The sequence below is a fragment of the Arthrobacter sp. CDRTa11 genome, from assembly GCF_026427775.1.
Lineage (GTDB): Bacteria > Actinomycetota > Actinomycetes > Actinomycetales > Micrococcaceae > Arthrobacter.
The window spans coordinates 557,924-572,066 of record NZ_CP044532.1; the positions used below are offsets into that span (position 1 = coordinate 557,924).

At 65.5% G+C, this 14,143-nt stretch carries 13 protein-coding genes; 7 read left to right on the forward strand and 6 right to left on the reverse strand.

Going from position 1 to position 14,143, the window contains the following annotated elements:
* The first annotated feature begins 25 nt into the window (after positions 1–25).
* Entirely contained in the window at positions 26–457 is a 432-nt protein-coding gene (locus F8G81_RS02550) for an SRPBCC family protein (RefSeq protein WP_267277473.1), read from the forward strand.
* 170 nt (positions 458–627) lie between these two features.
* Here F8G81_RS02550 and F8G81_RS02555 read toward each other — a convergent pair whose 3' ends face one another.
* The 5 genes from F8G81_RS02555 to F8G81_RS02575 form a co-directional block, all read right to left on the reverse strand.
* Complete coding sequence (locus tag F8G81_RS02555; protein WP_267277474.1) at positions 628–906, reverse strand: HPr family phosphocarrier protein; 279 nt, start codon at positions 904–906, stop codon at positions 628–630.
* A gap of 67 nt (positions 907–973) precedes the next feature.
* Positions 974–3,031 carry a PTS fructose transporter subunit IIABC gene (locus F8G81_RS02560; RefSeq protein WP_267277475.1) on the reverse strand — a complete coding sequence of 686 codons (2,058 nt, stop codon included), beginning with the start codon at positions 3,029–3,031 and terminating at the stop codon, positions 974–976.
* Between the two features lie 2 nt (positions 3,032–3,033).
* Positions 3,034–4,071 carry a 1-phosphofructokinase family hexose kinase gene (locus F8G81_RS02565; protein WP_267277476.1) on the reverse strand — a complete coding sequence of 346 codons (1,038 nt, stop codon included), beginning with the start codon at positions 4,069–4,071 and terminating at the stop codon, positions 3,034–3,036.
* Positions 4,068–4,865: a DeoR/GlpR family DNA-binding transcription regulator gene (locus F8G81_RS02570; RefSeq protein WP_267277477.1), complete on the reverse strand. Its 798-nt coding sequence runs from the start codon at positions 4,863–4,865 to the stop codon at positions 4,068–4,070. Before F8G81_RS02570 ends, F8G81_RS02565 begins: the two co-directional genes overlap by 4 nt.
* 187 nt (positions 4,866–5,052) lie before the next feature.
* On the reverse strand, positions 5,053–5,310 hold the full coding sequence (locus F8G81_RS02575) for a DUF6458 family protein (RefSeq protein WP_267277478.1): 258 nt from the start codon (positions 5,308–5,310) through the stop codon (positions 5,053–5,055).
* A 235-nt stretch (positions 5,311–5,545) separates the two neighbouring features.
* On the opposite strand from F8G81_RS02575, the gene F8G81_RS02580 reads away from it, so the two are divergent.
* The 4 genes from F8G81_RS02580 to F8G81_RS02595 all read left to right on the forward strand — a co-directional run bounded on the left by F8G81_RS02580 (position 5,546) and on the right by F8G81_RS02595 (position 9,856).
* Entirely contained in the window at positions 5,546–6,163 is a 618-nt protein-coding gene (locus tag F8G81_RS02580) for an alpha/beta hydrolase (RefSeq protein WP_267277479.1), read from the forward strand.
* A gap of 246 nt (positions 6,164–6,409) precedes the next feature.
* A complete protein-coding gene (locus tag F8G81_RS02585) occupies positions 6,410–6,637 on the forward strand; it encodes a hypothetical protein (protein ID WP_267277480.1) in 228 nt (75 codons plus the stop codon).
* Positions 6,634–7,368, forward strand: a complete 735-nt coding sequence (locus tag F8G81_RS02590) for an HAD family hydrolase (protein ID WP_267277481.1) — start codon at positions 6,634–6,636, stop codon at positions 7,366–7,368. The genes F8G81_RS02585 and F8G81_RS02590 overlap by 4 nt, the downstream gene beginning before the upstream one ends.
* A 145-nt stretch (positions 7,369–7,513) precedes the next feature.
* Complete coding sequence (locus F8G81_RS02595; RefSeq protein ID WP_267277482.1) at positions 7,514–9,856, forward strand: glycoside hydrolase family 65 protein; 2,343 nt, start codon at positions 7,514–7,516, stop codon at positions 9,854–9,856.
* A gap of 73 nt (positions 9,857–9,929) precedes the next feature.
* Here F8G81_RS02595 and F8G81_RS02600 read toward each other — a convergent pair whose 3' ends face one another.
* Positions 9,930–11,342, reverse strand: coding sequence for an MFS transporter (locus F8G81_RS02600; protein WP_267277483.1), 1,413 nt, complete (start codon positions 11,340–11,342; stop codon positions 9,930–9,932).
* Between the two features lie 194 nt (positions 11,343–11,536).
* Between F8G81_RS02600 and F8G81_RS02605 the strand changes: the two genes are divergently transcribed.
* Positions 11,537–12,508 (forward strand): ABC transporter ATP-binding protein, encoded by a 972-nt coding sequence (locus tag F8G81_RS02605; RefSeq protein WP_267277484.1) that lies wholly within the window; start codon positions 11,537–11,539, stop codon positions 12,506–12,508.
* The gene (locus F8G81_RS02610; protein ID WP_267277485.1) at positions 12,508–14,127 is read left to right on the forward strand and encodes an ABC transporter permease; all 1,620 of its coding nucleotides are present in this window, start codon (positions 12,508–12,510) and stop codon (positions 14,125–14,127) included. Before F8G81_RS02605 ends, F8G81_RS02610 begins: the two co-directional genes overlap by 1 nt.
* Positions 14,128–14,143: the final 16 nt, after the last annotated feature.

Sequence of the window (14,143 nt, forward strand, 5' to 3'; positions counted from 1 at the left end):
GAAAACCGAGTAGAAGGAGAGTGCCGTGGAAGGAAACTTTGTGGCGACGTCCGCTGTCACCATTGATGCTCCGCTGAGCCGGGTGTGGGAGGTGATCACGGACCCCGCTGCCGTCAAGGAGTTTATGTTCGGGACGGAACTCGTGACCGATTGGACCGTGGGCGGTCCCATCGTGTGGCGCGGGGAATGGGAGGGCAAACCATACGAGGACAAGGGGTACATCCTCGAGGTAGAGCCCGGGCAACGGCTGGTCCACACGCACTACAGTGCGCTGGGCGGCGAGGAAGACCGCCCGGAGAATTACCACACCCTGACCTGGACCCTCGAGGCCCGCGACGGCGGAACGCTGCTCACGCTTTCCCAGGACAACAACGCCACCGAGCAGGCCGCCCAGCACTCGCAGGGCATGTGGGACATGCTGGTGGCGGACGTCAAGGAGATTGCCGAACGCGGCTAACGAACCCAAGTAGGTCGCAGTTAACGTCGCCATTCGCGCGAATGACGACGTTAACTGCGACCCAGTTGGGCCAGGGGCGCACAAAAACCAAGCGGCCGCCGTCGCGCCAGTCCTTAAGAGGAGAGGCGCGACGGCGGCCATTGGCACGCTGCTGTCACAACGTCATGCTGCTACTCGGCGTCGTGATCCGTTTCCAGGATCTGGACCAGGCGGTCCAGGGCGTCGTCGGCACCGTCGCCCTCGGCGCGAAGCACCACAACATCACCGTGGGAAGCACCCAGGCTCATCAGGGACAGGATGCTGGCGGCGTCCATTGCTTCGTCGGCCGGCTCGCCTTCACGGGCGATGGTGATATCCAGGTCGAACTCGCCGGCTGCCTCGGCAAAGATGGCGGCGGGGCGGGCGTGGAGGCCTACGCGGCTGGCGACGGTTGCGGTGCGTTCTGACATTTTTGCTCCTTTTGTCTTTCGGCTGGCTGTGGTTCAGCGCCGGGGTTGAGTTATGGGGTGGTGTGGGTCAGACCGTTGCGGGAACGGGCTCCACGGTAGCAGCGGGTTCACGGACTGCCCAGCGCTTGAGGGCGATGACTGCCAAGGCGCTGACCACAGCTCCTGCCAGGATGGCAATGACGAACATCGCCAGGTTGCCGATGGCGAAGAAGACGAAGATGCCGCCGTGGGGTGCCTGCGAGGTAACCCCGAAGGCCATGGTGAGAGCACCTGTGACGGCACCGCCCACCATGCTGGCAGGGATGACGCGCAGCGGGTCGGTCGCGGCGAACGGAATGGCACCTTCGGTGATGAAGGAAGCTCCCAGTAGCCAGGCTGCCTTGCCGTTTTCACGCTCGTTCAAGGTGAAGAGCTTCTTGTCCAGGACGGTGGCCAGGGCCATCGCCAGCGGCGGCACCATGCCGGCAGCCATCACCGTTCCCATAATCATCCAGGGCGCCTGGTTGTCAGCGCCGCCGGCGCTCAGGCCGGCAACGGCGAAGCCATAGGCAACCTTGTTGAGCGGGCCGCCCAGGTCGAAGCACATCATCAGGCCGAGGATGATACCCAGGACCACGGCGGAGGCGCCCGTCATGCCGGAGAGCCAGCCGTTGAGGGCGGTGGTGAGACCAGCGATCGGGCCGCCGAGGAAGAGGAACATCGCGCCGGATGCCACGATGGAAGCCAGCAACGGGATGATGACAACAGGCATCAGGCCGCGCAGCCAGCGCGGTACCTGCAAGGTGCCGATCAGGTGTGCGATGTAGCCGGCGAGCAGACCGCCGACGATGCCGCCGAGGAAGCCCGCACCCATAAACCCGGCTACGGCACCGGCAACGAAGCCCGGGGCGATACCTGGCCGGTCAGCGATGGCGTACGCAATGTAGCCAGCCAGCGCGGGCACCAGGAAGCCCATCGACAGGACGCCGATCTTGAACATCACGGCACCGAGGTAGATCGCTAGTCCGCCTTCGGGAAGGTTGCCGAAGTTGTTCTCCAGGACCACCTTGTCGGCAACCACATTGATGTCGTAACCGCCCAGCAGGAAGCCAAGGGCGATCAGCAGGCCGCCACCGGCGACAAACGGAATCATGTAGCTGACGCCCGTGAGGAGCGCCTTCTTCAGCTTCTGGCCGACGTGCTCGCCCTTTTCCATCTCGGCGTTCTGGGACTGCTCCTCGGCGCCGAAATGCGGAACCCGGCGTGCGTTCGGGTTGTCAGCCGCGGCGAGGGCCTCCTGGACCATCTTGTCCGGCTCGTCGATGCCGCGCTTGACGGGCGCGTTGATGACGGGCTTGCCGGCGAAGCGCTCCTTGCCGCGGACATCCACATCAACGGCGAAGATCACAGCGTCAGCGGCGGCGATCACGGCCGGGTCAAGGGGCTTGGCTCCGGAGGATCCCTGGGTCTCCACCTGGAGGTCTACGCCAACTTCCTTTGCAGCCGCAACCAGGGAGTCCGCAGCCATGTAGGTGTGGGCGATGCCGGTGGGGCAGGCAGTCACGGCAACAAGCCTCTTCGGGCCACGCCCGGATGGGCCGCCGTCGCCAACACTGGCGCCCGCAACCGCGGAAGCACCAGCAGCGCTACCGGCAGCTGCATCAACCGGCGCGGCCGCAGCGTGCGATGCCGGCTTGTCGGCCAGGGCACCGTCCACCAGTTCCACGATTTCCTCGCGGGAAGAGGCCGAGCGCAGTGCGCCGGTGAAGTCCTTTTTGATAAGGGAGCGGGCCAGCTTGGACAGGAGTTTGAGGTGCTCCTGGTCCGCGCCGTCCGGCGCCGCGATGAAGAAGATCAGATCTGCTGCACCGTCCTTGGCGCCGAAGTCCACGGGCTGCGAGAGCCGGGCCATGGCCAACGTGGGAACCGTGACGGCGGCGGAGCGGCAGTGCGGGATGGCGATGCCGCCGGGAACGCCCGTGGCTGTCTTCTGTTCCCGGGCGAAAGCGTCTGCGAACAGGCCCTCCGCTTCGGTGGCACGTCCGGTGGCTGCAACTTTGCGGGCCAAATGCCGGATCACGTCCTCGGGCGAGTTGCCCAGGTTCTGGTCGAGGTCGACCAGTTCTGTGGTGATGAGCTGAGTCACTGTCAATCCTTTCGAAGGGCCGTGATGGTTACGGCTTCCGGGGTGGTTTGGTGGACTGCCGGGACAGTGGAACCCGGCAGGGAAGCGGCGGCGGCACCATGTGCCACAGCCTGACGGAGGCAATCGGCCGGGGCGGCGCCCTGGCCGTGGGCGAGCAGATAGCCGGCCAGCGAGGAGTCGCCCGCACCGACAGTACTGACCGCGGCGACCGGCGGATGCGTGGCCAGCCACGCGCCGTCGGCCGTTACCAGGACAGCTCCCTTGGATCCGAGAGTTGCCAGCACAGCACCCACACCGGAACGCACGACGGCGGCGGCAGCTGCCGCGGCAGCCACCGGATCCGCTTCAAGTTCGTCAGCGGTGGACGCCAGGGCGAAACCGGCTGCTGCAGCCAATTCCGCCAGTTCTTCGGCGTTGGGCTTAAGGAGGTCCGGTTTTCCGGACGCGCCTTGCCGTGAGGTGCCATCCTGTGACGTGCCAGCCAGCGGGGTGTCCGCTATGGCGGCAGCGAGGGGACCGCCGGAGGAGTCGACGGCGATGCGCGGGGCGCCGCCGTCTGGACCGCCGTCGGCAAGGGTGCGCAACCGCCGGGTGACGGTGGCGTAGAAGTCAGCGGGGAAGCCCGGCGGCAGCGAGCCGGCCAGGACCACCCAACTGGCCCCGCGGGAGCGATCAAGCAGCAGTTGGATCAGGGCTTCCTGCTGTTCCTCGTTCAGGAGCGGCCCGGGTTCGTTGATCTTGGTGGTTACTCCGCCCGGTTCGGTGAGGGCCACGTTGGTGCGCAGCGGCTCTCCGATGGAAAGGGAAGCGAAAGGAACTTTGGTGTCACGCAGCCCTGCCAGCACGGGGTCGCTGTCAGCCCCGGGAAGCACGGCAAGAGTTTCCAGCCCGGAGGCCACCAGGGCGCGGGAGACATTAACTCCCTTGCCGCCGGACTCCTGGCTGACGGAAACCGCGCGCTGCACTTCGCCGCGTTCGAGCGGCCCGGGCAGGGCAACGGTGCGGTCCAGGCTGGGGTTGGCGGTAAGCGTAACGATCATGCGATCACCACGTCAACGCCGGCCTCTGCCAGGGCGGCTGCAAGTTCGGGGCTTGGTTCGCTGTCTGTAATCAAAGTGTCCAGATCTTTCAGGGAGGCGAACTGGACCAGGGTTTCCGCGTCCAGCTTGGAGGAATCGGCCAGCACCACAATGCGGCGCGCCGAATGGACGAAGGCTGCCTTGACGGCGGCTTCTTCAGGATCGGGAGTGCTGAGGCCAAAGCGTGCGTGGATGCCGTTGGTACCGATGAAGGCAATGTCCGGGCGGATCCGGCGTGCTGCGTCCACGGTGGCTTGTCCAACGGCCGCCTGGGTGAGTCCGCGGACCCGCCCGCCCAGAATTTCGAGCGCTATTCCGGGTGTGCTGGAAAGTTTGGCGGCTATGGGCACAGCGTGCGTGATCACCACGAGTTCGATTCCGGCTCCGGAGGGTTCGACGGCGGTGCGCCGGGACAGGAGGTCGGCCAAGACTTCTGTGGTGGTGCCGCCGTCGATCAGGATGCTTCCCGAGGAGGTTCGGGGGACAAGGGCCAAGGCAGCCTGGGCGATGCGCATCTTCTGGTCCGGACGCTTGATGGCCCGCTCTTTGATGCTTTCCTCGGTGGTGCTGAAGCGGTCTGCAGCCACGGCGCCACCGTGGACGCGGCGGATGGTGCCGGCTGATTCAAGGGTGGCGAGATCGCGCCGGACCGTTTCGGTGGTGATGCGGAAGCGCTCGGCCAGCAGGTTCACACTGACCCTGCCGCTGCCGGCTACAAGCTCGGCAATCTGCTGCTGGCGCTCCTCGGCGAACACAAAACCCTCCGTTGCGTAATGTCCTGGAAAATCCACCCGTGACTGGCATCACATGATGTTGAATCACTTGACTTTATCTTTGTTCTTGTTGGTTTGTCAATGAAAAAACCACAAGAACAAAGAAAGCCGGGCCGGACCGCTGTGGTCTGGCCCGGCTTCCCGGAATCATGCGTACCGTTTCCCGCCGCTATAGCTGGCCGTCACGGCTTTCGTTTCGGGTGATCCGTTCGCCCGTGTTGGGGTCCGTCACGGAGCGCGTTTCACTAACGCGCCGGCTGCGTCCCGGAGACGCGAGGATGAGGGAGGCAACCAGGCCGATGACCCCCACGGCCATCAGGATGTAGCCGATGAGCGTCTGATCCACGTTGGGAATCAATCCCGGCGTGATGGCCCATGCCAGGATGGCGCCGAGTGCGATGAGGAAAATGGAGGAACCGATTCTCATGACTTGCTCCTTTGTGTGCGGTGTATGCGGACTGCCGGATCTGTTGTCACTGTGACGTTGCCTGAGGACGTTCCTTGAGCGGCTTACTAAGCATGCTGTCTAATGTCAGGCTACATCACCTTTTCAGGCGCGGCTGGGATCGCAGACTGCATTTCGGTAAAGAAACCGCTGCTCAGGCACGTGCATGGCCTCCCGCGGCGTCCGCGCACGCTGGCCGACTCGCTAGGCTGATCCGATGAAAACAGTTGTATGGTCCAAGCCGGAGAGCGAACGGGCCGGCACCCCGCTGCTGGTCATGATGCATGGCTACGGCACGGACGAATCCCGCATGGTGCGGCTGTTTGACTACCTGCCCTCGGAGTTTACGTGTGCGGCTGTCCGGGGGCCCATGGTGATCGGCGATGACTACGGCTGGTTCCTGCTGGACTACTTCCTGGCCAACGATTTCGCGGACGTCATTAGCGCCACCAATGCCGTACACACATGGATCAACTCGGTAAAAGGCCAGCACAGCAGCGTGAGCCTGTTTGGCTACTCGCAAGGGATGGCCATGGCAAGCACGCTGTTGCGGCTTCACCCGAACGACTACACGGCCACAGTGGGGTTGTCCGGCTTTGTCCTGAACAACGAACTGCTGTCAATGAGCGAGTCCTTTGATGCCCCGCCGCCCTTCTTCTGGGGACGGGACAAGGCCGATCTGGTCATCAACGAGGATGCCATCGAGTACACAGGCGAGTGGCTCAACGCGAACACGCAGCTCACCGCCAGGACGTACCCGGGCATGGGGCATGCCATGTGCAAGGCCGAGATGGTGGACGTGAGCGCGTTCCTCCGCCACTACGTTCTCAGTTAGCTGTCATGAGGGGCCCCAACTGTTCGTTCGCGCTGGAGGCCCTGTTGCCGGCCCTCTTCCAGGCTTGTTGCCGGACCGTCTGGGCTGCCCGTAGCTTTTCGCCATCCTTGAGAATTTCGTCACAGTCCTGCGTGCTCGAAAAAACAGTTGCGCGCCAAAATTGTAAGCGCTTACACTCGACTTCGGCCGTTTTAGCGGCCCTGAGCCGCGCTGAACAGGAGACACAACCGATGCACAGCCTCCCTGGTGCTGCCCGCGCAGCACCTCCCCTTGGGTGCCGTGGGGTTGTCACGGCGCAGCACGGCCGCCATGATGGAAGAAGACTTTTATCAGCAGCCCTCCGGCCTGCCGTGGAATTTCGGTCCACGCCCGTCTGCCCCGCTCGCTGATCCTGCGGTCACCGACGCCGCCATCAACATGCTTTTCGCCCTCCGGGGCTGCCTGCCGTCTGAAAGGACACCGCACCGCCCATGACAGACCTGCTGAAAACCATCAGTCCCTCCTGGACCGGTGCCTCTGCCATCCTCTTTGACCTGGATGGCGTGCTGACGCCCACCGCGACTGTCCACGAGAGGGCGTGGCAGGAACTCTTCGAGGGCTACCTTGCCTCGCAGCCTGGCGTCACCGGGTACCAGGAAAGCGACTACTTCGACCACATTGACGGAAAGCCACGGTTCGACGGCGTCAGGGACTTCCTTGCCTCGCGCGGCATTGTGCTTCCTGAAGGCCCCACGGACGACGACCCCGCCAACCTCACCGTCCAGGGCCTGGGCAACCGGAAAAACCGGATCTTCAATGACATCGTCAGCAGCGGAGTGGAGCCGTTTGAGGGCTCTGTGCTCTTCATCGAAGCCGCGCAGGCGCTGGGGCTGAAGATCGCCGTCGTCTCCTCCTCCCGTAACGCACCGGCGGTGCTGGAGGCAGCTGGCCTGAGCCGGCACTTCCGGGTTGTGGTGGACGGCGTTGTGGCAGCGGCGGAAGGCCTCCCCGGCAAACCAAGCCCCGCTACGTACGACTACGCCGCCCAGTTGCTGGACCTGCCCAGTGAGGAATGCGTCGTCGTCGAAGATGCAGTGTCCGGTGTCCAGGCAGGACATTCCGGGCAGTTCCACTCGGTAATTGGCGTGGACCGCGGCGCAGGCCGCCAGACGCTGCTGGACGCCGGAGCCACCCTGGTGGTCAACGACCTCAAGGAACTCCTCTAAGGCCCAGCTTCCCCGGCTGCCAGCTCTTTCTGCTCCACCCTTGCCGCACCCCCCGCGGTTCCCCCCAGGCTGTCCCCCCAGCCGCATCTCCCTCAGCTGCCTAAGAATCGGCTGCCCAGCACCAATGCCAAAGGACCCCAACACCATGGCTCTCATCACCGCGGACCGCGAGCGGTTCCCCAATACCCCCTGGCAACTGGTTGAAACGCGCCATGAACCGGGCAACGCCGGCACGCTCGAAACCCTGTTCGCGCTGGGCAACGGCCATTTGGGTATCCGCGGGGCGCACTGGGCGGCGGCAGACGCTGACCTGCCTGGCAGCTTCATCAACGGGCTGCACGAAATTTGGGACATCAAGCATGCCGAGAACGCGTTTGGATTCGCGCGGACCGGCCAGCGGATCATCTACATCCCGGATGCGAACAACTTCACGGTTGTCATTGACGGTGAGGCCCTCAGCCTGGCGGAATCTGCCGTGGTGGACTACCGGCGGTCCGTGGACTTCTCCACCGGCATCTATGAATGCCGCATCACCTGGCAGTGCCGCTCCGGGGCCACGGTGACCACCACAGAACGGCGGGCGGTTGGATTCGCCTCCCGCGGAAGCCTGGGCATTTCACTGGAGGTATCGGCGGACCGGGACGTTTCGGCCGATGTGACGTCCTCAGTCATCAACCGCCAGGACCAGCCGGTGGAGGACCACTCCGCGCACGATCCGCGCCGTGCCGGCCGCCACGCGGGGCGCGTCCTGCTGCCGTTGCGGCTCGACGGCGGCGACGGCTCACTCCGGCTCTCCTGGGAAGCAGCCGAATCCAGGCAGCGGGTAGGACTCGCTGTGGATCACTGGACCTCAGCCGGCCATCAGCCGTTCGACACACTGGTTGACCAGGATGACAGCAGCGTCCGCTACGTCCTGGCCGTCGGCGCGGATCAGCCCTTCCTGCTGGAGAAAAGCATCAGCTACGCCGCAGGCCGCGGTGTGCAGGATTCGGGCCAGGATGCGGCGGAAGCCGCAGAAGCAGGACTTCGTGCTGTCCGGGACATCTTCGCCGAGAGCGAGGAGCACTACCGCGGCTATTGGGCTACATCGGACATCGTGGTGGGCGGCCAGCCGGCGCTGCAGCAGGCCATCCGCTGGAACCTGTTCCAGCTGGCCCAGGCAACCGCGCGTGCCGACGTCGCCGGCATCCCCGCCAAGGGCGTCACCGGCTCGGGCTATGAGGGCCATTATTTCTGGGACCAGGAGGTCTACCTCCTGCCGTACCTGACCTACACCAACCCCGCCGGCGCCCGGCAGGTCCTGGAGTTCCGGCACGAGATGCTCCCCGCAGCCAAGGTCCGGGCCAAGGAGCTGAGCGTGGACGGGGCGCTGTTCCCGTGGCGCACCATTAACGGGCTGGAAGCCAGCGCGTACTACGCCGCCGGTACCGCCCAGTTCCACATTGCCGCTGCCATCGCCTTCGCCACCAACCGGTACCACTGGGCCAGCGGAGATGAAGTGTTCCGTGACGGCATGGGCTCAGAACTGCTGATCGAAACTGCCCGGATGTGGATTTCGCTGGGGTTCTTCGGCACCGACGGCCTCTTCCACATCCACGGTGTCACCGGCCCGGACGAGTACACAGCCGTGGTCAATGACAACCTGTACACCAATGTGATGGCGCGCTTTAACCTCCGTGCCGCCGCCGCCCTGGACCATGTCGAAATCAGCGACGACGAGCGCCAGCTGTGGGCGGCAGCGGCCGACCGGATGCAGCTTCCGTTTGACGAGCGGATGGAGGTCCATTCCCAGGACAACGACTTCATGACACTGGAGCCCTGGGACTGGACAACGCCCCGCTCAAAGTACCCTCTGCTGCTCCACTTCCACCCGCTGGTGATCTACCGCCACCAGGTGCTGAAGCAGGCGGACACTGTGCTGGCCATGTTCCTGCAGTGGCAGGAATTTACCGCCGAAGAAAAGCGGCGGGCCTTCGACTTCTACGATCCCATCACCACCGGAGACTCCACGCTTTCGGCCTGCGTCCAGGGGATCATGGCCGCTGAGGTGGGCTATCCGAAAGCGGCCCTGGAACACTTCACCGACGCCGTGTTCATCGATCTTGACGATACCCATGGGAACACCATCGACGGCGTGCACATCGCCTCCACCGGCGGGGTGTGGAGTTCGCTGGTGTCCGGTTTCGCGGGTTTGCGCGACCAGGGGCCGGTACCGTTCTTCGACCCGCGGCTGCCGGCCGACTGGGAGTTCCTGTCCTTCCACCTCAAGATCCAGGGCCGGCTGCTGCTCGTGGAACTTGAGGACGGCTCCATCACCCTGAGCATCCGCGACGGCGAGCCGCTGGGCATAGACGTCCGCGGACAGGTGTTCACGGTGGGCAACGATCCCGTCCGTGTGGCCCTGGAACCGGTTCCGGTTCCGGAACCCACTGTCTTCCCCAGCGGACCGCCGACGGCGAGCCTGCCCGTAGTCCGCGCCCGCGCCTAGGGCTGGGGTAGCGGCGCACGCCTAGTTTTTCAGTAGCCGCGCCGGGGACGGCAGGAGACTGACGCTGCCCGCGTCAGTCTCCTGCCGCCGTCGTGCGTTCCATTCGTTCCATCCCCGGGGCCCTGTCCAGCGGGTGGGCCAGTTCGTCCTGCGGCATTTTCGCGACGATGGATGCGACCACTGCCACGATGGGGCAGACGCAGCCGGCCACCAGGAAGATCAGCCAGATGGGGAGCACCTGCGCGGCAGGACCCGCCAAGGCCATGGAGACAGGCATCAGGGCCAGGGAAACGAAGAAGTCAAGGCTGGAGACCCGGCCCAGCAGGTGCGGCGGGACGCGGCGCTGGAGCAGCGTGCCCCAAATAACCATGCCCACGCTTCCGGTGGCTCCGAACACGAACATGGCGGCAGCCACCGCCCAGAAGCTGTCCATAATGCCGACGGCGGCGAGCGGCAGGCTCCCGACACCCCAGGACACCATCATCACTGTCAGGTAGCGGCGCGGCAGGTTGAGGGAAGCAGTCACCAGCGAGCCGAGTGCTCCGCCCACGCCCATCGTGGCCAGCAGGAAGCCAAACATGCTGGAATCGCCGCCCAGCTGATCACGGACCACAAAGGGCATCAGCACTTCAATGGGACCGATCAGGAACAGCACCGAGATGCATGCCCACAGCAGCGTCCACAGGAGCCAGGGAGTGCGCAGCGTGTAGCTGATGCCCTCCCGGAGATCGTGGAAAAACGACGACTTGGCGGGCGCACCCGGTGCAGGCGCATCTGTTGCCGGGATCCCTGTAGCCGGGGTGCCTGTTGTCGGGGATCCGGCGTCAGTCCCATCCGCGACTCCGTGCGTCGCTCCCATACTGCGGTCTTCGGCGCCGTTCTCTGGGGCGTCGAGCGCGTGGGTGCCGAGGAAGTTCAGGACGATGAAGGCCATCAAGTGACACACGGCCACGCCGGTCACGGCATGGGAAGGCGACAAGGCCGCTACCAGGATTCCGGCCACAGCGGGTCCTGCTGCCTGCTGGAGGATCGGGCGCATGGACCCTTCCATGCCATTCGCCGCTAGCAGGTCCTCCGGCGGCAGGATACGGGGCAGGATGGCTGAGTAGGCCGGAAAGAAGAACGCGGCCCCCACTCCCAGCACAAAAGCGCCCACGGCAACATGCCACAGCTGCAGCCACCCTGCCATGGACAGCCCGCTGAGAGTGGCGATCACCGCCAGGTTTGCTCCTTCCACGGCAATGATCAGGAGCCGCTGCGGGACCCTGTCCGCAGCAATGCCTCCCGCGAGCACAAAAGCCACAAGCCCGATGCTGCCTGCGGTGGCAACGAGGGAGAGCTCCAGCGGACCGCCGCCCAGGTGGATCACCTGGTAAACCATGGCCACAGCCCACATTCCGGAACCAAAAATTGAGATGGCCAACGCTGCGATCAGGACCCGGTACTCACGGTGGACAAACGGCCGCAGGGCCTTGGGGGTTGGCATAGGTTTCAGTCTAAGCGTGGAGAATCTGCAGGCGGCTCGTTGTCCGACAATGCGGCCCTTCCGCAGCTCACTCGACGCTTGTAAGATGTGGACCGGAGAGCCGGGAAGCCTGGTCGGCCCGCATGCGGAAAACGCTTGCGGCATGCCCCTGGCAGCCCGCCTCGGGTGTGATGTTGCGACCCGAGGAACCGGCCATGCGCACAGACTCATCTCCCGTCATCCACACCGCCCACCTTGTGAAAAACTTTGGCCGGACCGCCGCACTCGCGGGCCTGGACCTGTCCGTCATGGCCGGGGAGGTTCACGGTTTCCTTGGGCCGAACGGGGCAGGAAAGTCCACCACGCTCCGCATCCTCCTGGGCCTGATCCGGCCGACGTCGGGAACGGCACGGGTGTTCGGCATGGACCCGTGGGCTGAGCCGGTTCGGGCGCACCGCGATGTTGCCTACGTCCCCGGGGACGTCACGCTCTGGCCCAACCTGACCGGCGGCGAGGTCATCGATCTGCTGGCCGGGCTGCGCGGCGGAGCGGATGAAAACCTGCGCCGGCAGCTCATTGACGAGCTCGATTTCGATCCACGGAAAAAGGCGCGGACCTACTCCAAAGGCAACCGGCAGAAGGCTGCCCTGATCGCCGCCTTTTCCCGGCCGGCCAGGCTCTACCTGCTGGACGAACCAAGCTCGGGCCTGGACCCCGTGATGGACGCCGTGTTCCGCAGCCATGTCCGTCGGGTCACCGCGGACGGGGCCACGGTGCTGCTGTCCAGCCACATCCTGGCCGAGGTGGAAAAGCTTTGCGACAGGGTGACCATCATCCGGTCCGGCGTGGCCGTGGAATCCGGAACCCTGGCCGAGCTCCGTCACCTCACCCGCACCCGCTTCCGGGTCACGTCCGCGGCGACACCAGAGATGCTGTCCACGTGGCGGGGCATCCACGACCTCCGTTTTGACGGGTCGGTCATAGAGTTCGACGCCGACGCAGCGGACCTGGGCTACGTCCTGGACGCATTGGCTACTGCCGGCGTCACGGGCATCACGGCCGCGCCCCCTTCCCTGGAGGAGCTGTTCATGCGCCATTACAGCGTGCAGGATGCGGGGCAAGCTGCCGGTCAGACGGACCACAACGGCCAGGCAAGCCACAAGAGCCCAAACAGCCAGGTCCTGTGATGCGCGCCGTTCTCCGGCTGGCCCTGCTGCAGGCACGCAGGGACCGCGGAACCTTGGCTGCCTGGATCCTGGGCATCGCCGGACTGGGCTACGCGGCTGCCTCCGCCGTCACCACGCAGTTTGGCGAGGACAATGAGCGCGCCGCCCTGATTTCTGTCGCCGCGGCCAGCCCGGCGTTCCTGTTCCTCCGGGGCCTGCCCGACGGCATCAGCTCCGGGGCTGTCACCTTCTTCCAGGGCTATTCGTTCACGGCGGTGCTCGCCGGGCTGATGAGCGCATTCCTGGTGGTCCGGCACACCCGCGGGGACGAGGACCAGGGCCGGTTTGAGCTGGTCGGTTCCACCTCAGTCACCCGGGTGACGTCCCTGTACGCAACCCTGCTCCTTGGCACGTGCGCAAACGTGGTCCTTGCCCTGGCCGTTGCCGCTGGATTCCTCGGTGCCGGCCTCCCGGTCCAAGGATCGTTCCTGACGGGGACAGCCGTGGGCGCCGTGGGCCTGTTCTTCATGGCGGCCGCCGCGCTGGTAGCCCAAGTCATGCCCTCCGCCAGGAGCGCCAACGGGACAGCCGCCGCGCTGGTGGGTGGCGCATACCTGATCCGCGGTGCCGGCGACGCTCTCGGCACAGCCGACCATTCTTTGCTGCACGTCACCGCTGCCTGGCCATCGCTGTTCTCACCCATCGGCTGGGGCCAGCGCATCCGGCCCTTTACCGAGACGGACTCGCTGCCGTTGCTGGTGATCGGGGCCGTTGCCGTGGTCCTGGCAGGGGGTGCAGTGGCGCTCCGTAACGGCAGGGACCTCGGCGCCAGCTACATCGCGGCGGATGAGTCAGGCGCGGAACGGGCTGGCGCCGGCCTGGCGTCGATGCTGGGCCTGGCATGGCGGCTGCAGCGTGGAAGCCTGGCCAGCTGGTGCTTCACCACCGCTGCGCTGGGGGCAGTAGCCGGAGGTCTTGGCCCGGTAGTCCGCGGCGCACTGGAAGGAAACCCGTCCGTGGCGGAACTGATGAGCCGCATCGTTCCCGGCGACGCGGGACTGGTAGACCTGTTCACCACTGCCATGCTGGGCATCGCCGGGATCCTCGCCGCCGCCGCGGGCATCGAAGCCGTCCTGCGGCTCAGGTCGGAAGAGGCGGAAGGGCGGGCCGAGCTGCTGCTGTCCGTGCCGGCGTCGCGATTCCGCTGGCTGGGCAGCACCCTCGCCGTTGCGGCAATTACGACGACGGCCGTTGCCGTGGCCGCCGGAGCCTCAGCCGCCGTCGTGCTGGCGTTAGGGCAAGCAGGGGGCAGCAGCCCCGGCACTGTGTTGGCCGCCGCCTTGGCGCACATCCCGGCAGCGCTCGTTTTCCCTGCCGTGACAGTGCTGGTATTCGCGCTTGCCCCCCGCTGGAGCAGCACCGTCGGCTGGAGTGCCCTGGCCGCCGCGCTGGTCCTGGGGCAGTTCGGAGAACTGCTCAACCTGCCCGTGTGGCTTCAGGACCTGAGCCCCTTCCGGCATTCCTCAGCCATGCCAGTGGAGGATTTCAACCCGGAAGGCGCCCTGCTGATGGCCGTCATCGCCATCGCTTTTGCCGCGGTGGCCAGCTGGCAGGTGGGCGAAAGAGACCTAACCACCTGACCTGTAGAGGCTATCT